Origin of the sequence: Deinococcus ficus, from assembly GCF_003444775.1 — a bacterium.
In the GTDB taxonomy this organism is placed as follows: domain Bacteria; phylum Deinococcota; class Deinococci; order Deinococcales; family Deinococcaceae; genus Deinococcus; species Deinococcus ficus.
Genome location: NZ_CP021081.1, coordinates 743,460 through 765,790, shown reverse-complemented (window position 1 = coordinate 765,790; position 22,331 = coordinate 743,460). Strand labels below are relative to the sequence as shown.

The window sequence follows — 22,331 nt, the reverse complement described above, 5'->3', positions numbered from 1 at the left end:
GCCGGGCGCGGGACGGGCGCGGCCTATACTGCCGGCAATGAAGCCCATCGGCCCTTACGTGGCGGCGCGGGACGTGCAGCCCCTGGCGGACGAGTCCGGCGGGGGCGTGCGCACGGTGCGCGCCACCGACCGCCTGACGGGCATGCCCGCCCTGCTGCACCTGCTGCCCCACCCGGTCACGCTGCCGGACCTGCCCGGCACCGCGCCGCTGCTGCCCTTCACGGACGCCGGCCTGGACGGCACCCAGGCGTACCTGGTGACCGAGCTGCCGCTGGCCGCCCAGCCCGCCCGTGACCCCGAGCCGGCCGCGCGGGGCGCACTGGCCGCCCTGGCCGCCCTGCACGCCCGCGGGCAGGCGCACGGCGGGGTGAGCGCCGCGCAGCTGTGGGCGGTGGACGGCGAGGTGCTGCTGGCCGGCGCCGGCCTCCCCTGGCAGGACGAACCCACGCCCGCCGGAGACCTGCGGGACCTGGCCCGGACGCTGGACGCCCTGGGGGGCGTGCCGACCCCGCTGCGCACCCTGGCGCGGCAGGCCGACCGGGTGAGCGCCCTGGACGCCCTGCGCGCCCTGAACGGCGAGCAGCCCCTGCCGGACCTGCCGCCCGAGATCGCCGGCGTGCGCGCGCCGGACCCCGCACCAGCCCGCCCCCAGGCGGCGCCGGTGGCCGCCGCGCCCTCGGAGGCGGAGGTGATCGTGATCCGCGCGGCGCCGGAGGTCACGCCGGAACCTCCGGCGGCCCCCGCGGCCCCTGCCCCAGACCCCGGGAAGGAGACGCCGCAGGAGCGCCGCCGCCGGGAGAACGAGGAACGCCGCGCACAGGCGATTCTGGACGCGCAGGCCGGCGCGAAACGCAAGGCCGAACGCCTGCGCGCCCAGGCCGAAGCGCAGCGGGCCGAGGCGGCCACCACGGAAATCCACCCCCTGCGGATCGGCTTTGGGGCCGGGGAGACGGACACACCCGTCACCGTGATCGGCGGGGACGACGACCTGCCCGACTGGACGCCGGAGCTGGCGCACAGTGACGCGGTGGACGGGGACGCGCCGGCCCCGCGCCTGACCATGCGGGACGTGCCGCGCGTGCCCGAGCACATGCGCCGGGAGCCCCTGCCGCCCGAGCCCGGCCCGGAGGGGGAGCGGCCGCTGGAGGCGGGGAAACTGCCGGGCCGGCACCGCCAGGGCGACCCGATCCGGATCGGCTGGGACGAGGACGGCACGTGGCGCGTGGTGCGCGAGGTGCCCGCGCCGCCGCCCGGGCCGGCCCTGCCGCGCTGGGTGTGGCCGCTGCTGGCCCTGCTGGTCCTGACGGTGGGGGTCCTGTGGGCGGCGCGGGCGTTCGGGACGCCGGCCCAGGCGGGCGCGGCGTGCTGTGACGTGGCCTTCACGGTGCGGGGCGCGCAGAGCGCCAAGGCGTTCGTGCTGCGCGCCCCGGCCGGCCGGGGGCACTACGCCGGGCAGGCCCTGGGGCAGGTGCCGGGCACGCTGCACCTGAACGGCGAGGGGGCGTACACCCTGAAGTTCACGGCCGCGGGGCGCGCGCCGGTCACGGTGGAACTCAGCGCCCCGCTGGGCCGGCCGGTGCCGGTCGTCCTGGCCCGCTGAGGCCGCGCGACCGGCGGGGGTCCGGGCTGGGCTGCTGGGCAGGCCGGACGGGGAGGGGCGCCCGCGTGAGAGAATCCGGGTCGTGAGCATCGTCATCCTTGATTTCGGGAGTCAATTCACGCGCCTGATCGCCCGCCGGTTCCGGGAACTGGGCGCGTACAGCGTCATCCTGCCGGGCGGGGCCAGCCTGGAGCGCATTCAGCAGGAAAACCCTCAGGGCCTCGTGCTGAGTGGCGGGCCCAGCAGCGTGTACGACGAGAACGCCCCGAAGCCCGCTCCGGGCGTGCTGGACCTGGACATCCCGGTGCTGGGCGTGTGCTACGGCATGCAGTACCTGGCGCACCAGGCGGGCGGGGACGTGAAACGCGCCGGGAAACGCGAGTACGGCAAGGCCGACCTGACGCAGTACGGCGGCGAGCTGTTCCGCGGCATCCAGGGCGAGTTCGTGGCGTGGATGAGCCACAGTGACAGCGTCACGCAGCTGCCGCAGGGGTACGAGGTGTGCGCCCAGACCGAGGACACGCCCGTGACTGGCATTCAGAACACGCAGACGCGGCGCTACGGCGTGCAGTTCCACCCGGAGGTCGTGCACACGCCCAAGGGCGGTCAGCTGCTGGCGAACTTCCTGGACATCTGCGGCGTGACGCGCGACTGGACGGCCGAGCACATCGTGGACGAACTGGTCGCCGACGTGCAGGCGCAGGTGGGCCAGGGCCGGGTGCTGCTGGGCATCAGCGGCGGCGTGGATTCCAGCACGCTGGCGCTGCTGCTCGCGAAGGCCGTGGGGGACCAGCTGACGGCCGTGTTCATCGACCACGGGCTGCTGCGCCTGGGCGAACGCGAGCAGGTGGAAGCGGCGCTGCGGCCGCTGGGCGTGAACCTGATCACCGTGGACGCCCGCGAGGAGTTCCTGGGCGCGCTGAGCGGCGTGGACGACCCGGAGCAGAAACGCAAGATCATCGGCCGGGAGTTCATCCGCGCGTTCGAACGCGAAACCGCCAAGCTGGGCGACTTTGATTTCCTGGCGCAGGGCACCCTGTACCCGGACGTGATCGAGTCCGCCGGCGGGGAGGGCGCGGCGAACATCAAGAGCCACCACAACGTGGGCGGCCTGCCCGAGGACCTGAAGTTCAAGCTGGTGGAACCCTTCCGGACTCTGTTCAAGGACGAGGTCCGCGAGATCGCGCGGCTGCTGGGCCTGCCGGAGCACATCCGCATGCGCCACCCCTTCCCCGGTCCGGGTCTGGCGATCCGCTGCCTGGGCGCGGTGAGCGAGGAGAAACTGGACATCCTGCGCCGCGTGGACGACATCTTCATCTCGGGCCTGCGCGAGTTCGGGCTGTACGACGGCTGCTCGCAGGCGCTGGCGGTCCTCACCCCGATCCGCAGCGTGGGCGTGATGGGCGACGAGCGCACCTACAGCTACACGGCCGCGCTGCGCGCCGTGAGCACCGACGACTTCATGACTGCCGAGTGGGCGCGGCTGCCGTACGAGTTCCTGGCGACCATGAGCAACCGCATCGTGAACCAGGTGCACGAGATCAACCGCGTGGTGTACGACATCACCGGCAAGCCGCCCGCCACCATCGAGTGGGAGTGAGCGCGTGACCGCGGACCGCCACGCCGAACTGGAACAGGTGTTCCAGCCGCACATCCTGGTGGACGTGGGCGGGGCGCTGCCGGACGTGAACCCGGTCGCCGCGCAGGCCGCCTGCGAGGAGCTGTCCCTGTGGCTGCTGGAGTCCTTCGAGCCGCGCTGGGAGACGGTGACCCCGAACCCCGGCGGGACCGCCGGACATCACGCCGCGTACCTTCAGGCGAAGACGGAGTGGCTGCGCCGGTACCTGCACACCGACCGCCGCGACTCCCCGGAGGCCCACGCGTGCCTGGACCGGCTGCAGGCCTTCTGGCGGAAGTGGGCGGGCTACCAGCTCACCGCCGGGCCGGCGTGATCCGGGCCCGCTGACCAGAAGCGCCAGCACAACGCAGAGGGACGCCCGGCACGACTGGGCGTCCCTTCGCGTTTTACCGGGGCGTCAGTAGTCGGAGCTGCTGTAGTCCACCTCGGTGCTCGTGTACGTGACCTCGCCGTCCTGGGTGCGGGGGTGCAGTTCGAAGGTAGCGGTGGTGGGGGTGACGCGGTGCACGTCGTCCGCGCGGCCCTGCACGGTCACGACCAGCACGCCGCTGCCCTTCTCGCGGGTGGTGATGTCCAGGCTCTCGGGGTCCGGGCGGGCGTCGCCGGGTTCCAGGAGCCGGTCCCGGATGGCCTGAAGCTGGGTGGTCATGGCGTCCTGCGCCTGGGGGGGAAGCGTGGTGGTCATGCCCCAGTCTGCGTTCGGGCAGGTGAGGTCACGATGGGCGGGCACCCAGGCCGCGTTGGGGTTTTTCTGGTCCCAGTCCGAACAGCCGCAGCCCGACGCTCACACTGTGACCCACCAGCAGCGCGAAGGCCAGCGTGCCCCAGCCGGCCGGGCCGCCCAGCAGCACGCCGGCGAGCAGCACCACGACCTCCACCGCCGTGCGGATGCGGGCCACCGGCCAGCCGTACACGCGGTGCAGGCCCAGCATCAGGCTGTCCCGCGGGCCGGCGCCCAGGCCCGCGCCCACGTACGCGCCGGTGGCGAGCCCCAGCAGCAGCACGCCCAGCAGGAACTGCGCCCACTGCACGGGCGGCTGCGCCGGGTGCGGCACCACGGTCGCCAGCAGGTCCATGACCACCCCGATCAGCAGGATGTTCAGCAGGGTGCCCGGCCCGAACTTCTCGCGCAGCACCAGGGCCGTGTACCCCAGCAGCAGCAGGCCCGAACCGATGCTGACCATCCCCACCGTGACCGGCAGGTGCCGGGTGACGCCCACGTGAAACACGTCCCAGGGGGACACGCCCACCCCGGCGTTCAGCATCAGGCGCAGGCTCAGGCCGTACATGAACAGGCCCGCGAGCAGCAGCGCGTACTGGCCCGCCCGGGGCAGGCGGGTCAGGTGAATCAGCGGAGCGGCGCGGGTCATGCCGCCGAGCGTACCGCCCGCGCCTGCAAGTGCGCCTGGCCTGACTGGACGGCCCCCGGCCGGGCGCGCGGGAGCGCGTGACGTAAACTGTCAGGGTTGCCCCGCCGGCCGGCCCCCTGGGCGCCCGGGCGGGCGAGGAGAGTGCTGATCATGGGTTTAGGTATTGGAATTGTCGGTCTGCCGAACGTCGGCAAGAGCACGCTCTTTAACGCGATCACCCGCGCGGGCGCCCTGGCGGCGAACTACCCCTTCGCGACCATCGAACCGAACGTCGGCCGGGTGACCGTGCCGGACGAGCGCCTCACGGCCCTGAGTCAGGTGTTCACGAAAGGCGAGCGCGTGCCGCCCATCATCCCCACCTTCGTGGAGTTCGTGGACATCGCCGGGCTCGTCAAGGGGGCCTCTCAGGGCGAGGGGCTGGGAAACCAGTTCCTGGCGAACATCCGCGAGGTGGACGCCATCGCGCACGTCGTCCGCTGCTTCGAGGACGGGAACGTCATTCACGTGGCCGGCAAGGTGGACCCCCTCGACGACATCGAGACCATCAACACCGAGCTGATCCTGGCGGACCTCTCCGGCCTGGAAAAACGCGCGCAGAACCTCCAGAAGAAGGCCAAGGGCGGCGACAAGGAAGCCAAGGAGCAGCTGGAGATGGCCGAGGCGCTGATTCAGGTGCTGGGCGAGGGCAAGCCCGCCCGCGCAGCCGAGATCGAGGGCCGCGTGCCGAAGGAGTTCGGGCTGATCACCACCAAACCCGTGATCTACGTCGCGAACGTCGGCGAGGGCGACCTGACGGAGGACAACGAGTACGTGAAGCTCGTGCGCGAGTACGCCGCGAAAGAAGGTGCGCAGGTCGTGAAGATCAGCGCGCAGATCGAGGGTGAACTGGCCGAGATGCCGGAGGACGAGGCCCGCGAGTTCCTGCATGACCTGGGCGTGCAGGAAAGCGGCCTGGACCAGCTCGTGAAGGTCGGGTACGAGACGCTGGGCCTGATCACGTTCATCACCAGCGGCGAGAAGGAAGTCCGCGCCTGGACGATCCGCAAGGGTGAAACGGCGCCGGAAGCGGCCGGGGAGATCCACAGCGACCTGCAGCGCGGCTTCATCCGCGCCGAGGTGATCGAGTGGAACAGGATGGTGGAGGCCGGCGGCTGGGCCGCCGCCAAGAGCAAGGGCTGGGTGCGCACCGAGGGCAAGGACTACGTCATGAAAGACGGCGACATCATGAACGTGCTGCACAACATGTAAAGCAAATACTGCCCGGCGCGGTCGTCAAGCGGGCTCTGAAACCCGCGGCGGCCCCAGCCGGCTCGGATTGCCCATCCCAGGTTTCCGGGGTGGGCGTTCTGCTTTGCCTGCGGGGTAGGGTGGGGCGTGCCGTCCTCGTTTGCCGCCCTGCCGGAGCCGCCGTGTGAAGTGAGGGCGTTCGGGCACCTGCCCGAGTGGGGGCGCGCACCGCTGCCGCTGATCGAGGCGGGCGCCGAGGCGGCGCGCCGCGCTGGAGGGGACGTGTTCCGGCTGCGGCTGGGCCTGCCGGCGGTGGTGGGCTTCAGCCCGGCGTGGAACCGGCGGCTGCTGTCGGACCTGGAGACCTTCGTGAGCGCGGGAAGTTTCTCGCGGGTGGTGCCGTACCTGTCGGGCGGGGTGATCCTGTCGGACGTGCCGGAGCACGCCGGGCGGCGCGGCGTGCTGAACCCGGGGTTCGGGCGGCGGGCGGTCCTGGCGCTGCAGGAGCGGGTGAGGCGGGCGGTGCCGGCCGTGCCGGAGGGGCCGTTCGACGCGCTGGCCTGGGCGGACGGGGCGGTGCTGCGCGCCCTGAACGCCGCGTACTTCAGTGGCGAGGCCGACGAGCGGCTGCTGCACGCGTTCCTGGCGCCCCTGAGGCGGCCGTTTCCGGTTCCGGCCGTGCCGCGGCCCCTGCTGTTCCGCCGGATGGACGGGGAGTTGCGCCGCCTGATGGACCTGCGGGCGCGGGAGGGCGGCCGGGACGACCTTCTGGGATTCCTGGCGGGCGTGCCGGACGGGCTGCTGGAGGCGCGGGTGAGTCTGGCCGCGGCGCACGACACGACCACGCATGCCCTGGCGTACGCGCTGTGGCAGTTGGCGCTGCACCCGGAGTGGCACCGGCCGGAGGGGCACCCGTGGGTGCTGAAGGAGGTGCTGCGCCTGTGGCCGCCCGGGTGGATGGGCAGCCGCCGGCTGGCGCGGGACGTGGACTGGCAGGGCGTGCGCCTTCCAGGTGGCGCGGTCGCGCTGTATTCGCCGTACCTGACGGGCCGGGACGCGGCGCTGTGGCCAGACCCGCTGGCGTTCCGCCCGCACCGCTGGGCGGCGCCTCCGCCCGCGTGGGCCTACCTGCCGTTCGGCGGCGGGGAGCGCACCTGCCTGGGCCTGCACCTCGCGCAGAGCATCATCCTGACCGTGCTTGAGGGCCTGCCGCCCCTGCGGGCGCACTGGGGGGACGCGCGGGCCCGCCCCGGCATCACGCTGGGCCCGGCCGGCCCGCTGGTGGTGCAGCGCCGCGCTCAGGTGAGCACCGCAGTGCCCTGAGCGCGCCCTACACTGCGGGCATGACCCCGGAAGACACCTCCTGGCAGCGCTGGTACCGCATCGAGCCGGAGGCCGGCTTCACGCCCGGCATCGGCCGACTAGTGCAGATGCTCGCGTACGCGCGCATGACCACCGAGCACGCCGTGCAGGGGCTGAGCGTGAAGGACCTGGATGCCGTGCCGCTCGGCTTCACGAACAGCATCGGGATGCTGCTGGCGCACGTGGCCGCCACCGACCGCATCTACCAGTTCCTGTCCTTCGAGGGCCGCGACCCGATCACGGAGGACACGCCCGCGTACCGGCCGTTCGTGGGCGCCATGACCTTCGGCGAGCAGGGGGAACGCGTGCAGGGCCGCACCCTGGACGACCTGCTGGGGCAACTGCGGGAGGTGCGGGCGGCGACGCTGGCCGAACTGCGCACCCGGGACGACGCGTGGCTCGCCAGCCTGCTGCCGGGCGACGCGATGGGCTTCGCGAACCAGCACTGGGCCTGGTTTCACGTGATGGAGGATGAGGTCAGTCACCGCGGGCAGATCCGGCTGCTGCGCAAGGCCATCGAGGCCGGGAAGGCCGAGGCGCCCGCGCCGTCCTGACCCGCTGAAAATAATCAGGGCGGCCCGGGAACACCCCGCGCCGCCCCTTATCTTTATCCTCTCAGTCGGTGGCGATGGCCATGAGTTCCGCCGGGTTGGGTTCGGCCGGCAGTTGCGAACGCACGACGCGCATGGCGCTGTGAATGATGCCCAGCGCGAGGCTCATGGTGAGGATGGAGCTGAAGCCGTAACTGACGAGCGGCAGCGGCACGCCGGTCACGGGGAAGATGCGGGCGGCCACGGCGAGGTTCACGAGGGCCTGCCCGACGATCATGAACATCGCGCCGGTCGCCATGGTGCTCGCCCCGTGGATTTCCGGGGTCATGGGGCGGATGCGGGCGGCCAGCTGGCTGACCTGCAGGGCGGTGGACACGATCATCCAGTACGCGAAGAACACCATGGTCACGCCCAGCAGCCCGGTGCTGAAGCCCACCGAGGCGATGATCATGTCGGTGTGCGCGGCGAAGTACTCGTAACGGGGGCCGTCCGGGCCGAGGCCCCACAGGCCGCCGTTGCTGAGGTCGCGGTGCGCCTTGCCGATCTGGTCGAGGCCCTGCACGAGTTCGGCCTCGTGGTTCTGGTGGCCGCGCCAGCGTTCCATGATGTACGGGTGTTTTTCCAGGTAGATGCCGGCCACGGGCAGGCTGACCAGGGTGAGCGCCAGGCCGAACCACGCGATGTTGCTGATGCGCACGCCGGCCGCGAACATCAGGATGATGCCCAGCCCGAACGTAAGGACGCTGGTGCCCAGGTCCGGTTCGAGGAAGACGAGCAGGGTGGTGAGCAGGATCATGCCGGTGGCGCTGATCAGTTTGCGTTCCACGCCGCGGCGGGAGAAGAAGGACGCGAGTTGTAGCACCAGGCCCAGCTTGGCGAGCTCGCTGGGCTGGAAGCGCACGGGGCCGAATTCCAGCCAGCGTTTCGTGGCGCTGCTCTCCTCGGTGCCCACCCCGACGGCCAGCACCAGGGCCAGCAGGATCAGCGTGAACAGCCACGCGGGCGTGGCGAGGCGCAGGTACGTGCGGGGGGGTAGGCGGGCGGCCATGAAGGTCACGGTGAGGCCCAGCAGGAGTTTGCTGCCGTGGTCGAGGATCTTGCCCGGTTCGGCGGTGGCGACCCCGATCAGGCCCAGGGTCATCAGGAGCAGCTGAGCGAGCACCAGCTGAATGCTCACGGGGCGTCACCCTCCAGGCCGGCGAGCTGCCGGGCGGCGCGGGTGAAGCTCTCACCGCGGGCCTTGTAGTCGCGGAACATGTCGAAACTGGTGCCGATGGGCGCCAGCAGGACCGTGCCGCGTCCGTCCGGGAGGGCGTGCAGGCCGGCGCGGGCGGCGTTCATGAGTGTCTCGTCGGGGGTGGTGCCGGTCACGGTCTCGGCGGGCAGGCCCAGCCGCTCGGCGAGGGCCGGGCCGTCCTCGCCGAAGGCGATGACCTTGACCACGCGGCCCTGCGCGGCGTCCCGGAGCGGCGCGAGGTCGGCGCCCTTGTCCCGCCCGCCGACCAGCCACGCGATCGGGGCGGCGGCGCGCTCCAGCGCGGCCTGCACGGCGATGGTGCGGGTGGCGATGCTGTCCTCGATGAAGCGGACCTCGCCCAGGCGGGCGACCGTCTCGAAGCGGCCCTTCACGGGCTGCGCGCTGAGCAGGCCAGCGGCCAGCGTGGCGGGGTCCACCGGCCGGCCCAGGTGGCGCAGCAGGGCCTCGGCGGCCAGCAGGGCGGCGGCGGCGTTCGCGGGGTGGAGGCCCTCGGGCAGCTCGGCCACGGGCAGCACCTCGGTGCCGTTGGCGAGCGCGAGGCGGTCCGGGGTGAACGCCCGCACATCGGCGCGGGTGGGGACGTCCAGGCCGGCGGGCACGACCAGCACGTCCCCGGCCTCCTGCCCGGCGGTGATGTTGCGTTTGGCAGCGTGGTAGGCCTCCACGGTGCGGTGGCGGTCCAGGTGGTCCACGCCCAGGTTCGTGATGACCGCCACCGGGAGCCGCAGGCCGGGGACGCGTTCCAGCTGGAAGGAACTGAGTTCCACCACGGCGACCTCGGCGCGGTCCACGACGTCCAGCAGCGGCGGGTCGATGTTCCCGCCTTCCAGGGCGCTCAGGCCGCAGGTGCGCAGCAGGTGGGCGGTGAGCACGGTGGTGCCGCCCTTCCCGGCGGTGCCGGTCACGCCGACCATCGGCAGGTCCGGGCGGGCGCGGGCGGCCAGCGTCACCTCACCGATCACCTCGGCGCCCCTGCCTCGCAGGGCGTTCAGGTCGGCGTGGTCGATGGGCACGCCGGGCGCGGCGATCACGGTGTCGTAACTGCCCTGCGCGTCGCCGCGCGTCAGGCCCAGGTCGGCGGTCAGGGCCTCGTCCTCGGGGGCGGGGCGGGCGTCCACCCAGTCCGCCCGCACGCCCCGCCCGGCCAGGAACCGCGCGACGCCCCGTCCGCTGCGGCCCAGCCCGTAAATCAGTACCTTGTTCCCCAGGTTCACATGCACACCATAGGCGAAAACGCGCCGTGCGGGTGAGGAGCCCCGCAGCGGGCGCGTGAGGTGGTTCTCCGCCCCGTGGCGGGGCCTCAGGGGCGCCGGGACTCAGGCGGGCACTTCGGCCGGTTCCGCCGGAGCAGGCGCGGGTTCAGTGACGTCCAGTCCGGCGTCCGTGCGGGCCCAGGCCGTGAATGCCTCCAGGCCGCGGCGGTACATGGGGGGCCGCTTCTCCCGTTTGCCCAGCTTGCGGGGCTTGCCGGTGTTGGGGTTGATGGGGGCGGGCAGTTCCGGCACCAGCGCCCAGTTCACGTTCATGGGCTGGAAGCCCTTGGGGTTGGCGGACGCGAGGTACCGCACCAGGCCGCCCAGCATGCTCTCGGCCGGCGGGGTCAGCGGCTCCTGGCCCAGGGCGAGGCGGGCGGCGTTCGTGCCGGCCAGCCAGCCGGTCGCGCTGGACTCCAGGTAGCCTTCCGTGCCGGCCAGCACGCCCGCCACGAACTTCTGCGGGTCGGCGCGCAGCTGCAGGGTGCCGTGCAGGACCTGCGGGGCGTTCAGGTACGTGTTGCGGTGCATGACGCCGTAGCGCACGATCTCGGCGTTCTCCAGTCCCGGGATCATCTGCACCAGGGTCTTCTGGTCGCCCCACTTCAGGCCGGTCTGGAAGCCCACCAGGGACCACATGCGGCCCTGCGCGTCCTCCTGGCGCAGCTGCGCCACGGCGTACGGCCAGCGGCCGGTGCGGGGGTCGTCCAGGCCCTTCGGGGACATCGGGCCGAAGCGGGGGGTGTCCACGCCGCGCCGGGCGATCTCCTCGATGGGCATGCAGCCCTCGAAGAATTCCAGTTTCTCCCAGTCGTGCGGGGTGTGCGCCCGGGCCTGTTCCAGCGCCGCGATGAACGCCAGGTACTCCTCCTTGGCGAAGGGGCAGTTGACGTAGTCGGCCTGCTGGTCGTACCGCCCGGCGCGCCACGCGACATCAAAGTTGATGCTGTCGGCCTCGATCACGGGCGCGGCCGCGTCGTAGAAGGCGAGGCGCTCGCTGCCGGTGAGCCGGGCGACGTCCTCGGCCAGCGCGTCGGACGTGAGGGGCCCGGTGGCGATCACCACGATCCCGTCGGGAATGAGGGTCACCTCGCCGGGCACCACCTCGATCAGGGGGTGAGCGCGGACCTTTGCGGTGACCGTCTCGCTGAAGGCCTCGCGGTCCACGGCCAGGGCGTTCCCGGCGGGCACGCGGGCGGCGTCAGCGCTGGTCACGATGGCCGCGCCGACGCTGCGCATCTCGGCCTGCAGCAGGCCCTTGCTCTGCATCTCCCCTTCCCCGCCCAGGCTGGTGCTGCACACCAGCTCCGCGAAGTTCCCGGTGCGGTGCGCGGGCGTCATCTTCACGGGCCGCATCTCGAACAGGCGCACGCGCACGCCCTGCTTCGCGGCGGCCAGCGCGGCCTCGGACCCGGCGAGCCCGGCGCCGATCACGGTAATGGTGGGGGTATTGTCGGAACCGCTCATCAGGGGGACAGTGTACGGGCCGGGCGGCCGGGGAACTGTCTACCGTTCGGGGGTCGCGCCCAGCGCGGCCTTCACGTGGGACAGGGCCTCGTAGAGCAGGGTGCGCAGGGCGTACAGGCGGTCGCTGGGCAGCGGCAGCGTGGGGTCGTACAGCGTCTCGTCGGCGGGCACGCTGGTCACGGTCAGGCCAGAGGCGCGGAAGAGCGCGGCGGCGCGGCGCGAGTGGCTGGGCGAGGTGACCAGCAGCACCCGCGTCCATCCGCCAGCGCGGGCGAGGTCGCGGACGCGGGCGGCCTCGTCGCGGGTGGTGGTGACGTTCCGCAGCTTCAGCACCTCAGGCCCGGCGGTGGGGTACAGCGCGCGGACCTGAGCCTGCATGATCCCGCTGATTTTCGGGCAGGTGGCGCTGAACACGTCCGACTGCTCGGAAACCGTCAGGCGCGGCGCGTATCCGGCCCGCCACAGTTCCAGGCCGCGGGCGAGCCGCGCCGCGCTGGTGGGGGCCAGCGCGCGCGTGCCGCACTGCACGCCGCCGCCCAGCACCACGACCGCGTCGGCCGGCACCGGCGTCTGGGAGAGCGTCAGGGCGTTCAGCGGCCCGCGCAGCACCGGGGTGAGCAGCGTCAGGCTCAGCACGGCCACCAGCAGGCCGCACCCCACCCTGAACACGCGCCGCGCCGTCCCGAAGGTGCCCAGCAGCCCCCCCACGACCAGCAGCGCCAGCAGCAGCGGAACGGGCGCACGCACCTCGCCCAGAAAGGCGGCCAGGAGGCCCAGCGCCGCGCCCAGAGCGAGGCCTTCCATCACGCCGGCGATCCGGTCCGTCACGCGCGGCAGTCTAGCCGCTGCGGGGGTCAGTCCTCACCCCAGCCGTCCGCAGGGTCGTCCAGCCACGCCTCATGCCGCTCGCGGCGCTCACTGCGTCTTCCCTTCTTCTTCTTCGGGCGGGGCGGCAGGCTCAGCACGTACGTGCGCTCCATGTCGCAGGGAGCGGGCACCTCGCCCAGCACCACCTCCGTCTCCGTGTTCCGGAGGTTCCCGGCCACGTGCAGGTGCTGCCCGGCGCAGTACGGGCACTCCGAGACCATCCAGAACACCACGCGGGTGCCCGGCAGGTCCCGCAGGGTCACGAACGCCGGCTGCGGCGTGCGGTCGGACAGGCGGGCCTTCTTTCCCATAGGCGCCGAGCGTACCTGCCCCCGCCGCCCCGGACCGTAACCAAGACCGGGCGGTTCAGGCCTCCTCTTCCGCTTCCTTCATGTAGGTCACGATGGACCGGCACTGGTTCAGGCCGAGTTTCGTGTACAGCGCCCGCGCGGAGTGCATGTGGTCATGCGCCCGCGCCCGCAGGGTCTTCACCGTGGGGTCCTGCCCCGCCACGCGCGCCGCCTGCGCAACCAGGGCCCGGCTGTACCCGCGGCCCCGCTCGGCCGGGTGCACCGCCAGGTACGTCAGGTCCGCGCGGGACTCCTCCGGGCACAGCTCCAGTTCCGCGAAACCCACCGGGCGCCCCTCGCGGCGCAGGGCCACGAGTTTCACGTCCCCGTGCCGGAAGTGCGCGTCGTACTCCTCCGGCGTCCACTCCAGGCGGTCCGCCCAGGCGTCCTCCGCGGCGCGGTACAGGTCCCGGTACTCCGTGAAGCCCAGGGAATCCGAGAACGTGTACCCGGGCGGCAGCGGCCGCGCGTGCTGCAGGGCGCTGATGGGCGCGCTGTAAAACGCGGTGCTGTGCATGGGGTTCAGCCCGGCCGCTTCCAGCGCGTCCCGGACCAGCGTGTTGTCCCGCGAGCAGAACGCGTACACCGGCAGGCCCTCGGCGTCCTTCACGGCCCGCTCGATCAGGTTCTTCATGCGGGCCGGGTCGTGGCCCACCGGGCCTTCCAGGATCATGCCGTCCCGGAAGGGACTGATGCCGCAGTAGGCGTCCACGCCGTCCGGTCCGTCGGTGACGTAACAGCGGCTGTCCTCCACCTCCATGCGCAGTTCGTGCGGGTCACGGGCGTCCGGGGCGAACACCTCGCGTTCCGGCGCACCGTCCATCCAGTGAAGCAGGGTCAGGACGTCGGGCGTGTCGGTGTGCTGCATGGGGCGAATCATCTGCGGTGCCTCCTGTGATGCGGTTCCCGGCCGGGACCGGGGCGAAACTAGGAATCAGGCCGTCTGGCGCAAAGCGCGTGCGGATCGGGCGCGTGCAGTGCTGGGTTCACTGCGCTCAGCCTAGGATTCCCCCCCCCGCGTGTCAGCCGGGAGCGTCACATCTTCACTTCAGGACGCGTGATACACTCCGCTTATGCCCTGAACTGGGTACTTCGCCTGCCACCCCACGAACACGACACGCGTGTTTGAGGGGATTTTTCCTTTTTCAGGGAAGCGGCGCGGGCAGACTCAGGGACCGGGCGACCACGGCTCGCCGGGAGGTGCTGCGCCATGACGAAACGACCCAGCAAACAACAGCCTGCCGCCAGGACGGACACGCCCCCCGCCCACGACACCCGCCCCGGCATGGACCTCCTCGCCCTGCGTGCCCAGCTGCACCGCGCCGAAAAAGCCGCCCGCAAACCCCCTGAACCCGCCCCCAGCACCAAAAAGACCACCACGCCCCTCAAACCCCAGCGGGCCGTGGACCTCGACGGCGTCAACACCGACGAATTCAGCCTCGGCCGCGCGCACCTGAAACTCCGCGAGGCCGTGTACGACGCCCGCTACCACATCTGCCCGCACGCCATCCAGCACGCCCGCGCCGAAGGCTTCCTCGAACACGACATCATGCACGTCCTCCTGGCCGGCCGCGTCAAGGCCGTGTACACCCAGGAGCACCGCTGGCTGGTCGCCGGGTACTTTGAAGCGCACGGCGTGAAACTCCCCCTGCACGTCGTCGTGCAGCACTACCGCGACGGCCACGTGGACATCGTCACCGCCTTCGTGCCCAAAAACCCCCACCACATCATCAGCCGCGCCCGCCTCGCCCTGATGCTCCGCTACGACGACGAACGCATCCGCACCCGCACCGCCCAGGCCGGCAACAAGGTCGGCTACCGCAGCAAAGGCAAATGGAAAAAAAGCGCCTGAACTGAGCAATAGGAGACTTGCTGCGGGATGCCGCAGATGGGACTGCACCGTGGACGCACAGACTGTAGCGTGAAAGCATGTCCCCTTTCAGATGGCGAGCACTGGCGCTGGTCTTATTTTCAGCCTCGCTGTCGTCATGTGGAACAGTGATTCCCATTGGGGACTGGGCGCAGGCAGATCTGCATGTCGCGAATCTTCCCGAGTTCGGTGCAGTTCGGACGAATTGCCCGGGCGGACTGCAGGTCTCGGTCTCAGGAGAGGGCGGTCGAGACACCAGTCCGGTCGTCGCCCCCGGCTCTTCCTGGTCGTCGAGAGCCTACGGCTTCGCGAAGGGACGACCCTACCTGCTCAAATCAGCCTGTTTCGGCGAAGCAGGCGAATTGCTGGAAGAATGGACGGCCCGACGGTCGGCTCCGGTGTCTTACTTCTCGCTGGACAGCACGCTAGGTTGGCCAGGCCTCTTCATTCAGGCCTGCCCCTCCGAAGCCACCGAGGGGACGTCGCCCAAAAACTTGATCTGCATCAATGACTTGTGACCCCCAACAACATTGATTGACAGCCAACGTTGATGGCCTCCTGTCTTCGTTCCGCCGGGCATCGGAGACACCCCTCACTTCCCCATCAGCTTCTGGAGTGCTCGGTTCATGGCGTCCAGGACGGGTTTGCTGCGCAGGGCAGCGACGAGGGCGCGGGTGGCGTGGTGTTCATCGCCGGTCAGGGCGTCCTGCAGGTGGGTGTGGAGGGTGGGGTGGAGGCGGCCGTGGGTGTACAGGAGGGTGTGGAGGAGGTCTTCGGCGGGGAGGCGAGCGCGTTCCTGGCCGTCCGGGGTGGTGATGCGGAGCAGGGCGCGGCCGCGGTCGTCGGTGGTGAGCTGCGCCTGGAGGGGGTGTCCGGCGCGGCGGGTGATCTGTTCGAGGGTGGGGGGGAAGGCCTGGAGCAGGTTGTAGGTGAGGGTGCGGCCGATGAGGGTGGTGCGGGTGAGCTGGTGTTCGGTGATGTGGAGGGTCTGGGTGAGGTGCCGGGCGAGGCGGTCGCCTTCGTCGTTGAGGAGGGTGAGGGGGGCGGGGTCGGTCATGGGGGCAGGGTAGGTCATGGGGGGTGGGGGCGGTTGGCGGGGCTGGGTGCGGTAAGCTCAGGGCCATGAACGTGATTGGGAAAGTGACCGTGTTGCCGCAGCTTCCGGCGGCGGTGTCGCGGCTTTCGGAGCTGGCGTACAACGTGTACTGGTCGTGGACGCCGCGGGCGCAGGCGCTGTACCGGGAGTTGGACTCGTCCATTTGGGAGCGCTTCCAGCAAAACCCCGTGCGGACCCTCCTGGAGGTGCCGCGGGAGCGGCTGGAGCAGGTGGCCGCGGACGCCGCCTACCTGGAGCGGTACGCGCAGGTGATGGCGGACTTCGACGCGTACATGGGCAAGCGGGACACCTGGGCGGCGAGGAACGCGCCGGACATGAAGCCGGTGGCGTACTTCAGCATGGAGTACGCGTTCCACGAGTCCCTGCCGATCTACTCCGGGGGGCTGGGCGTGCTGGCCGGCGACCACTGCAAGAGCGCGTCGGACCTGGGGATTCCCTTCACGGCGGTGGGGATGCTGTTTCACCAGGGGTACTTCCGGCAGCTGTTCGACAAGGACGGCTGGCAGAACGAGGCGTACGACGACCTGGACCTGACCACCCTGCCCCTGACGCCCGCGAAGACGGCAGACGGGCAGGAGGTCCGCGTGAGTGTGCAGATCGCGGGCCGGACGGTGCAGGTTCGCGTGTGGCAGCTGCAGGTGGGCCGCATCCGGGTGCTGCTGCTGGACACGAACGTCCCGGAGAACAGTGAGGACGACCGCAAGCTCACGGCGCGGCTGTACGGCGGCAACCAGGAATTGCGCGTGCAGCAGTACGTGCTGCTGGGCGTGGCGGGCATCCGGGCGCTGCGGGCGCTGAACGTGCCGGCGGACGTGTACCATATGAACGAGGGGCATGCGGCGCTGCTGGGCCTGGAACGTGTGCGGGAGCTGGTCGCGGGCGGCCTGGACTTCCGCACGGCGCTGGAGACGGTGGCGAGCAGCACGCTGTTCACCACGCACACGCCGGTCGCGGCGGGGAACGACGCGTTCGCGTACGACCTGATGGACCGCTACATCGGGGACTGGCCGGCGCAGCTGGCGACCAGCCGCGACGACCTGTACGCCCTGGCCCGCCATGACCAGCACTGGGACGGGCATCTGGTGCCGGCGTTTTCCATGACGGTGTTCGCGCTGAACATGAGCCGCGCGGCGAACGCCGTGTCGGAACTGCACGGCGAGGTCAGCCGCGACATGTGGAAGTTCCTGTACGACGGCGCCGAGGCCGAGGAAGTCCCGATCGGGCACGTGACGAACGGGGCGCACAACCTGACCTTCACGTCCCAGCACATGCGGGACCTGCTCTCGACCGTGCTGCCCGCCGACTGGACCGAGCGCCTGGAAGACGAGGACATGTGGAAGGGCGTGGACAACCTCTCGGACGCGCAGCTGAGCGACGTGCAGCTGGTCATGAAGCGCGAGATGATCACGTTCGTGCGCGCCCGCATGCGCGAGCAGATGCTCCGCAACGGCGCTTCGGCCGCGGACGTGGCCGCCACCGACGAGTTGCTCAGCGAGAAGGCCCTGACCATTGGGTTCGCGCGGAGATTTGCGACGTACAAGCGCGCCACGCTGCTGTTCCGCGACAAGGCCAGGCTCAGCCGCATCGTGAACGACCCGGAGCACCCGGTGCAGTTCGTGTTCGCCGGGAAGGCCCACCCGGCCGACAACCCCGGCAAGGCGTTCATCCAGGAGATCTACCGGGTGTCGCAGGAGCCCGAGTTCCGCGGGAAGATCGTGATCCTGGAGAACTACGACATGAACGTCGCCCGTCACCTCGTGCAGGGCGTGGACATCTGGCTGAACAACCCCCGCCGTCCGCTGGAAGCGTCCGGCACGAGCGGCATGAAGGCCAGTTTCAACGGCTCGCCCAACTTCAGCGTGCTGGACGGCTGGTGGCGCGAGGGGTACGACGGCACGAACGGCTGGCCCATCGGCGAGGAACGCGAGTACGCCGACCTGAACGTGCAGGACGACGCCGACGCCTACAGCCTGTACGAGACGCTGGAGGACTTGATCGTGCCCCGCTACTACGGCACGCAGTCCGGCGAGCAGTCCTGGGCGCACACGGTCCGCCGGTCCATCGAGACGGTCAGCCCGCGCTTTTCCATGCAGCGGCAGGTCATCGACTACGTGCAGAAGTACTACCGCCCGCTGGCCGTGCGGGGCGCGGAAGTCGCCGCGAACGGCGCCCAGCGCGCCCGGGACCTGGGCGCCTGGAAGACCTGGGTGCGCGCCCAGTGGCCGTACACCACCATCACCGCGCAGGCCACCCTCCCGGCCAGCGCCCAGCCCGGTCAGACGATTCCCGTGACCGCGCAGGTGAACTCCGCCGGCATCAAGCTGAACGAACTGAAGGTCGAGGCGGTCCTGAACCGCGGCGGGCACCTCACGCACCACCCGCTGCAGGTGCAGCCGGACGGCACCTTCCGCGCCGACGTGCCCCTCACCGAGAGTGGCCTGTACTCCGTGGGCGTGCGCATGATCCCGGAGGTTCCCGGGCTGAGCAACCCGCTGGAGGCCGGCCTGATCAAGTGGGCGTAAGCCCAGACCCACACCACTGAACAGCCTCTCCCCTGCCCCACGCCCGGGCGGGGGAGTTCCTTTGTCGCTCACCCACGCTTGGCGACCCTGAACAGGCCTGCGGCGGCGGGGAGCCTGTCCAGATCGTGCACGGGACACCGGCGGGAAGGTGCTGTAATGCCGGTCATGTCTGCTGTCCGCCTGCCCCCGGTGCCCGCGCTGCTGCTCGCCATGCTCAGCATTCAGGGGGGCGCGGCGCTGGCCAAGACGCTGTTCCCGGACCTGGGGCCGGGCGGCACGTCGGCGCTGCGGGTGTCACTGGCGGCCGTGATCCTGCTGGCGGTGTTCCGCCCGAACCTGCGCGCGCTGGGCCGCGCGGGCTGGGCGGCGGTCGTGCCGTACGGGCTGGCGCTGGGCCTGATGAACCTCGCCTTCTACCAGTCGCTGCTGCACCTGCCACTGGGGCTGGCGGTGACCATCGAGTTCGTGGGCCCGCTGGCGCTCGCCATGGCCCTGTCGCGCCGGGCACAGGATTTCGCGTGGGTGGCCCTGGCAGGCCTGGGCATCTGGCTGATCACCCCGCACGGCAGCGGAGGTGAGGCGGTGAGCCTGGTGGGGATCGGGCTGGCGCTGCTGGCCGGCGCGTTCTGGGCAGCGTACATCCTCGCCGGGGGCCGGCTGGGCCGCAGCGTGCCCGGCACGACCGGCGTCGCGGCGGGCATGCTGGTCGCGGCCCTGGTGACCCTGCCGTTCGGGGTGGCGCAGGCCGGCACGAAACTGCTCACGCCGAACCTGTTCCTGCTGGGCGTGGGGGTGGCGGTGCTGTCCAGCGCCCTGCCGTACACCCTGGAGATGATCGCCCTGCGGGCCATTCCGGCGCGGGTGTTCGGGGTGATGATGAGCATCGAGCCGGCCATCGCGGCCCTGAGCGGCTGGCTGTTCCTGCAGGAGCACCTGAGCGGCGCGCAGTGGCTGGCGATGCTGTGCGTGATCGCCGCGAGCGCCGGCATCAACCTGAGCAGCCGGCAGGGCGAGGGCCCATAAAAAGGGGCCGGGGTGCATCCCCGGCCCCCCGCCTGACGCGACCTCAGTGCTGGCCGCTGCCGGTCATCAGCAGGCCCAGCTGCGTCTCGGTGGCGCCGCTGGCCTCCACCTCCCCGACGATCTGGCCCTCGTACATCACCAGGATGCGGTCGCTGAGGTTCATGACCTCGCCCAGGTCGGCGCTGATGAGCAGCACCGCGAGGCCCTGGTCGCGCGCCTCGACGATGCGGGCGTGAATGAACTCGATCGCGCCGATGTCCACGCCGCGGGTGGGCTGGCTGGCGACCAGGATCTTAGGGCCCTTGCGCATCTCGCGGGCCACGATGATCTTCTGCGCGTTCCCGCCGCTGTAGCTCTTGGCGGGCAGGGACGCGCTGCGGGGCCGCACGTCGAACTGCTCAGAGAGGGTCCTGGCGTTCTGCTCGATGGCGTCCAGGTTCAGGAACCCGAACTTCCCGGCGAAGGGCGCGCGGTCGTGCTCGCCCAGCATGTAGTTCTCGGCGGTGGTCATGTCCAGCACCAGGCCGCGTTCGTTGCGGTCCTCGGGAATGTAGGACACGCCGGCGGCCTCCACGCCCCGCACGCCGTGCGCGGCGCGGCCCAGGTAGGTGATGGTGCCGCTTTCCGGGGCGCGCAGGCCGGTGATCGCCTCGACAAGCTGGTTCTGGCCGTTGCCTTCCACGCCGGCAATGCCGACGATCTCGCCGGCACGCACCTGGAAGCTCACGCCCTTCACGGCGTTGCCGTGCTCGCCTTTCACGGTGACGTTCTGGACGTCCAGGGCGACCTCGCCGGGCCGGGCGGGCTGCTTGTTGACCTTCAGGGTGACCTCGCGTCCCACCATCATCTGCGCGAGGGTTTCGGTGGTGGCGCCCGCAGCGGGAATGGAGCCGATCATCTTGCCGTCGCGGATCACGCTGATGGTGTCGCTGATGTGCAGCACCTCGTGCAGCTTGTGGCTGATGAAGATCACGGCGTTGCCGCTGGCGGCGTAGTTGTTCTTCAGGAAGTCGAACAGTTCGTCCGTCTCGCTGGGCGTGAGCACGGCGGTCGGCTCGTCGAGGATCAGGATGCGAGCGCCGCGGTACAGGGTCTTGAGAATCTCGACCTTCTGCTGCAGGCCCACCGGGAGGCTCCCGACCAGCGCGTCGGGGTTCAGGTCGAAGTTGAACTGCTTGATCAGTTCCGCCACGCGCTGGCGGGCGGCGGCGTAGTTGATGGCGGTGGCGCTGCCCGGTTCGGCGCCCAGGATCACGTTCTCCGTGACGCTCAGGGTGTCCACCAGCATGAAGTGCTGGAAGACCATGCCGATCCCAAGGCGGATGGCGTCACTGGGATCGTGGAACTGCACGGTCTGGCCGTCCACGGCGATCTCGCCGCTGGTGGGCGGCTGGGCGCCGTACACGATCTTCATCAGGGTGCTCTTGCCGGCGCCGTTCTCGCCGCACAGCGCGTGCACGCTGCCCCACTTCACGTCCATGCTGATGTTGTCGTTCGCCAGGACCAGCGGGAAGCGTTTCGTGATGCCGCGCAGCGACAGGGCCACGGGGGAGTTGTGCGTGTGGTGCAGGTCCGCCGAAGCAGCGGGAACGGGAGCAGTCATGCCTGACAGTTTACGCCCTGACCCCCGGGCCCGGATGCCCCGCCGGGCGGGGCGCCGTGGCACACTGAAGGCACATGGAATCCTTCTGGCTGGCGGTCACGGCGCTCGGACGTGACGAGGTGTTCATCGTGGTTCTCGCGCTGTACACGTGGCTGGTCCGGCCGCGCGGCGGGCGGGACCTGGGCGTGGCCTTCGCGCTGAGTTACCTGGTGAACACCGCCCTGAAATACGGCCTGGACCTGCCCCGCCCCTTCACCAGCGACCCCGCGCTCGCGTCCGAGGCGGCGCGGGCCACCGGCGGCGGGCCGGGCCTGCCGAGCGGACACGCGCAGATGAGCGCCACGCTGTGGGGCGGCATTGCCGCGCAGCTGCGCCGCCCGGCCTTCACGGCCGCCGCCCTCGCGCTGGTCGCCGTGATCGCCGCGTCCCGGCTGGTGCTGCACGTGCATTACCCCAGCGACGTGATCGTGGGCCTGCTGCTCGGCACGCTCTTCGCACTGTGGGCCGCGCGGGGCGACTTCCCGCTGGAGGACCTGGGCCGCTGGGGCGTGCCGGTCGTCGTGCTGCTCGTCAGCCTGCTCTTCCCGGCGGGTACCCCACGGGAACTGGGCGTGGGCCTGGGCATGCTGGCGGGCTTCTGGGCGTCCCGGCCCACCTTCACGCCCCCCACCGACTGGACCGGGCGGCTCATCGTGGCCGTCCTGGGCCTGACCGTGGTGTTCGCCGCGTACTTCCTGCTGGCCGCCCTGCCCGACGCGCTCAAGGACCTGCCGCTGGTGCGCGCCCTGCGTTACGGCGGGCTGGTGCTGCTCGCCACGCACGGCGTGCCGGCCCTGCTGCGCCGCTGGCTGCCCCAGGAAACCGGCCGCAACGTGCCCTTCACGGCCGCCGCCCCCGTCCGCTGACGTCAGGCTCAGCGGACGCGGATGCCCTTCGTGGCCGGCTGCGTCCGCACCCACTTCAGGAAGGCCGCCACGTCCGGATGCGCCCGCAACGTGTCCAGGTCCGCGTACTGGGTGGCCAGTTCCGCGTTCGAGAAGGTCCGGTGCAGGAACTTGTGGCACGGCGGGCACAGCTGCACCGTCGGCAGCTCATGGACCGGCACGCCCCGGCGCCGCCCCTGCGACCGCGGCACGAGGTGATGCTCGGTCAGGCGCGGCACCGCCCGATCACACAGCCCGCACCGCTCGGGCGCGGCCGGCCGGGGCGGCCAGGAGGACTCGGGACGGCGGCGCGGCATTCGCGCATGCTC

At 71.1% G+C, this 22,331-nt stretch carries 22 protein-coding genes; 11 read left to right on the top strand and 11 right to left on the bottom strand.

Annotated elements, in window-relative coordinates; all coding sequences use genetic code 11:
- The first annotated feature begins 37 nt into the window (after positions 1 to 37).
- The 3 genes from DFI_RS03820 (at position 38) to DFI_RS03810 (ending at position 3,552) form a co-directional block, all read left to right on the top strand.
- Complete coding sequence (locus DFI_RS03820; protein WP_027462012.1) at positions 38 to 1,600, top strand: hypothetical protein; 1,563 nt, start codon at positions 38 to 40, stop codon at positions 1,598 to 1,600.
- Between the two features lie 82 nt (positions 1,601 to 1,682).
- Positions 1,683 to 3,200: a glutamine-hydrolyzing GMP synthase gene (guaA, locus tag DFI_RS03815; RefSeq protein WP_027462011.1), complete on the top strand. Its 1,518-nt coding sequence runs from the start codon at positions 1,683 to 1,685 to the stop codon at positions 3,198 to 3,200.
- A 4-nt stretch (positions 3,201 to 3,204) separates the two neighbouring features.
- The gene (locus tag DFI_RS03810) at positions 3,205 to 3,552 is read left to right on the top strand and encodes a hypothetical protein (RefSeq protein WP_027462010.1); all 348 of its coding nucleotides are present in this window, start codon (positions 3,205 to 3,207) and stop codon (positions 3,550 to 3,552) included.
- Between the two features lie 84 nt (positions 3,553 to 3,636).
- Here the strand turns inward: DFI_RS03810 and DFI_RS03805 are convergent, their stop codons facing one another.
- Entirely contained in the window at positions 3,637 to 3,924 is a 288-nt protein-coding gene (locus DFI_RS03805) for a hypothetical protein (RefSeq protein WP_027462009.1), read from the bottom strand.
- Positions 3,925 to 3,952: 28 nt separating this feature from the next.
- Positions 3,953 to 4,609 (bottom strand): YczE/YyaS/YitT family protein, encoded by a 657-nt coding sequence (locus tag DFI_RS03800; protein WP_027462008.1) that lies wholly within the window; start codon positions 4,607 to 4,609, stop codon positions 3,953 to 3,955.
- Between the two features lie 150 nt (positions 4,610 to 4,759).
- Here DFI_RS03800 and ychF point away from each other — a divergent pair, with 150 nt between their 5' ends.
- From ychF to DFI_RS03785, 3 genes are all read left to right on the top strand, one after another.
- Positions 4,760 to 5,857, top strand: coding sequence for a redox-regulated ATPase YchF (gene ychF / locus DFI_RS03795; protein ID WP_027462007.1), 1,098 nt, complete (start codon positions 4,760 to 4,762; stop codon positions 5,855 to 5,857).
- A 126-nt stretch (positions 5,858 to 5,983) separates the two neighbouring features.
- Positions 5,984 to 7,159 carry a cytochrome P450 gene (locus DFI_RS03790; protein WP_027462006.1) on the top strand — a complete coding sequence of 392 codons (1,176 nt, stop codon included), beginning with the start codon at positions 5,984 to 5,986 and terminating at the stop codon, positions 7,157 to 7,159.
- A 20-nt stretch (positions 7,160 to 7,179) separates the two neighbouring features.
- Positions 7,180 to 7,752: a mycothiol transferase gene (locus tag DFI_RS03785; RefSeq protein ID WP_027462005.1), complete on the top strand. Its 573-nt coding sequence runs from the start codon at positions 7,180 to 7,182 to the stop codon at positions 7,750 to 7,752.
- A gap of 61 nt (positions 7,753 to 7,813) precedes the next feature.
- Here DFI_RS03785 and DFI_RS03780 read toward each other — a convergent pair whose 3' ends face one another.
- From DFI_RS03780 to DFI_RS03755, 6 genes are all read right to left on the bottom strand, one after another.
- Positions 7,814 to 8,926: an FtsW/RodA/SpoVE family cell cycle protein gene (locus DFI_RS03780; RefSeq protein ID WP_027462004.1), complete on the bottom strand. Its 1,113-nt coding sequence runs from the start codon at positions 8,924 to 8,926 to the stop codon at positions 7,814 to 7,816.
- Positions 8,923 to 10,221, bottom strand: a complete 1,299-nt coding sequence (gene murD, locus DFI_RS03775) for a UDP-N-acetylmuramoyl-L-alanine--D-glutamate ligase (RefSeq protein WP_043776934.1) — start codon at positions 10,219 to 10,221, stop codon at positions 8,923 to 8,925. Before murD ends, DFI_RS03780 begins: the two co-directional genes overlap by 4 nt.
- Positions 10,222 to 10,323: 102 nt before the next feature.
- Entirely contained in the window at positions 10,324 to 11,727 is a 1,404-nt protein-coding gene (trmFO, locus tag DFI_RS03770; RefSeq protein WP_027462002.1) for a methylenetetrahydrofolate--tRNA-(uracil(54)-C(5))-methyltransferase (FADH(2)-oxidizing) TrmFO, read from the bottom strand.
- 39 nt (positions 11,728 to 11,766) lie between these two features.
- Positions 11,767 to 12,555 carry a YdcF family protein gene (locus DFI_RS03765; RefSeq protein ID WP_338030632.1) on the bottom strand — a complete coding sequence of 263 codons (789 nt, stop codon included), beginning with the start codon at positions 12,553 to 12,555 and terminating at the stop codon, positions 11,767 to 11,769.
- A gap of 26 nt (positions 12,556 to 12,581) precedes the next feature.
- A complete protein-coding gene (locus DFI_RS03760) occupies positions 12,582 to 12,905 on the bottom strand; it encodes a hypothetical protein (protein WP_027462000.1) in 324 nt (107 codons plus the stop codon).
- Positions 12,906 to 12,960: 55 nt separating this feature from the next.
- Complete coding sequence (locus DFI_RS03755; protein WP_027461999.1) at positions 12,961 to 13,824, bottom strand: GNAT family N-acetyltransferase; 864 nt, start codon at positions 13,822 to 13,824, stop codon at positions 12,961 to 12,963.
- Between the two features lie 330 nt (positions 13,825 to 14,154).
- Between DFI_RS03755 and DFI_RS03750 the strand changes: the two genes are divergently transcribed.
- Both DFI_RS03750 and DFI_RS20075 read left to right on the top strand, forming a co-directional pair.
- Positions 14,155 to 14,796 carry a DUF4258 domain-containing protein gene (locus DFI_RS03750; protein ID WP_027461998.1) on the top strand — a complete coding sequence of 214 codons (642 nt, stop codon included), beginning with the start codon at positions 14,155 to 14,157 and terminating at the stop codon, positions 14,794 to 14,796.
- Positions 14,797 to 14,873: 77 nt separating this feature from the next.
- The gene (locus DFI_RS20075; RefSeq protein ID WP_155864499.1) at positions 14,874 to 15,332 is read left to right on the top strand and encodes a hypothetical protein; all 459 of its coding nucleotides are present in this window, start codon (positions 14,874 to 14,876) and stop codon (positions 15,330 to 15,332) included.
- Positions 15,333 to 15,406: 74 nt separating this feature from the next.
- On the opposite strand, the gene DFI_RS03745 is transcribed toward DFI_RS20075, so the two are convergent.
- The gene (locus DFI_RS03745; protein WP_027461997.1) at positions 15,407 to 15,871 is read right to left on the bottom strand and encodes a hypothetical protein; all 465 of its coding nucleotides are present in this window, start codon (positions 15,869 to 15,871) and stop codon (positions 15,407 to 15,409) included.
- Between the two features lie 65 nt (positions 15,872 to 15,936).
- Between DFI_RS03745 and glgP the strand changes: the two genes are divergently transcribed.
- Complete coding sequence (gene glgP, locus DFI_RS03740) at positions 15,937 to 18,453, top strand: alpha-glucan family phosphorylase (protein WP_027461996.1); 2,517 nt, start codon at positions 15,937 to 15,939, stop codon at positions 18,451 to 18,453.
- Between the two features lie 165 nt (positions 18,454 to 18,618).
- A complete protein-coding gene (locus DFI_RS03735) occupies positions 18,619 to 19,476 on the top strand; it encodes an EamA family transporter (RefSeq protein ID WP_420810875.1) in 858 nt (285 codons plus the stop codon).
- 43 nt (positions 19,477 to 19,519) lie between these two features.
- On the opposite strand, the gene DFI_RS03730 is transcribed toward DFI_RS03735, so the two are convergent.
- Positions 19,520 to 21,079, bottom strand: coding sequence for an ABC transporter ATP-binding protein (locus tag DFI_RS03730; RefSeq protein ID WP_022800020.1), 1,560 nt, complete (start codon positions 21,077 to 21,079; stop codon positions 19,520 to 19,522).
- Between the two features lie 74 nt (positions 21,080 to 21,153).
- On the opposite strand from DFI_RS03730, the gene DFI_RS03725 reads away from it, so the two are divergent.
- Positions 21,154 to 21,984, top strand: coding sequence for a phosphatase PAP2 family protein (locus DFI_RS03725; RefSeq protein ID WP_027461994.1), 831 nt, complete (start codon positions 21,154 to 21,156; stop codon positions 21,982 to 21,984).
- A gap of 8 nt (positions 21,985 to 21,992) precedes the next feature.
- Here the strand turns inward: DFI_RS03725 and DFI_RS03720 are convergent, their stop codons facing one another.
- Positions 21,993 to 22,319, bottom strand: a complete 327-nt coding sequence (locus tag DFI_RS03720; protein ID WP_027461993.1) for a hypothetical protein — start codon at positions 22,317 to 22,319, stop codon at positions 21,993 to 21,995.
- Positions 22,320 to 22,331: the final 12 nt, after the last annotated feature.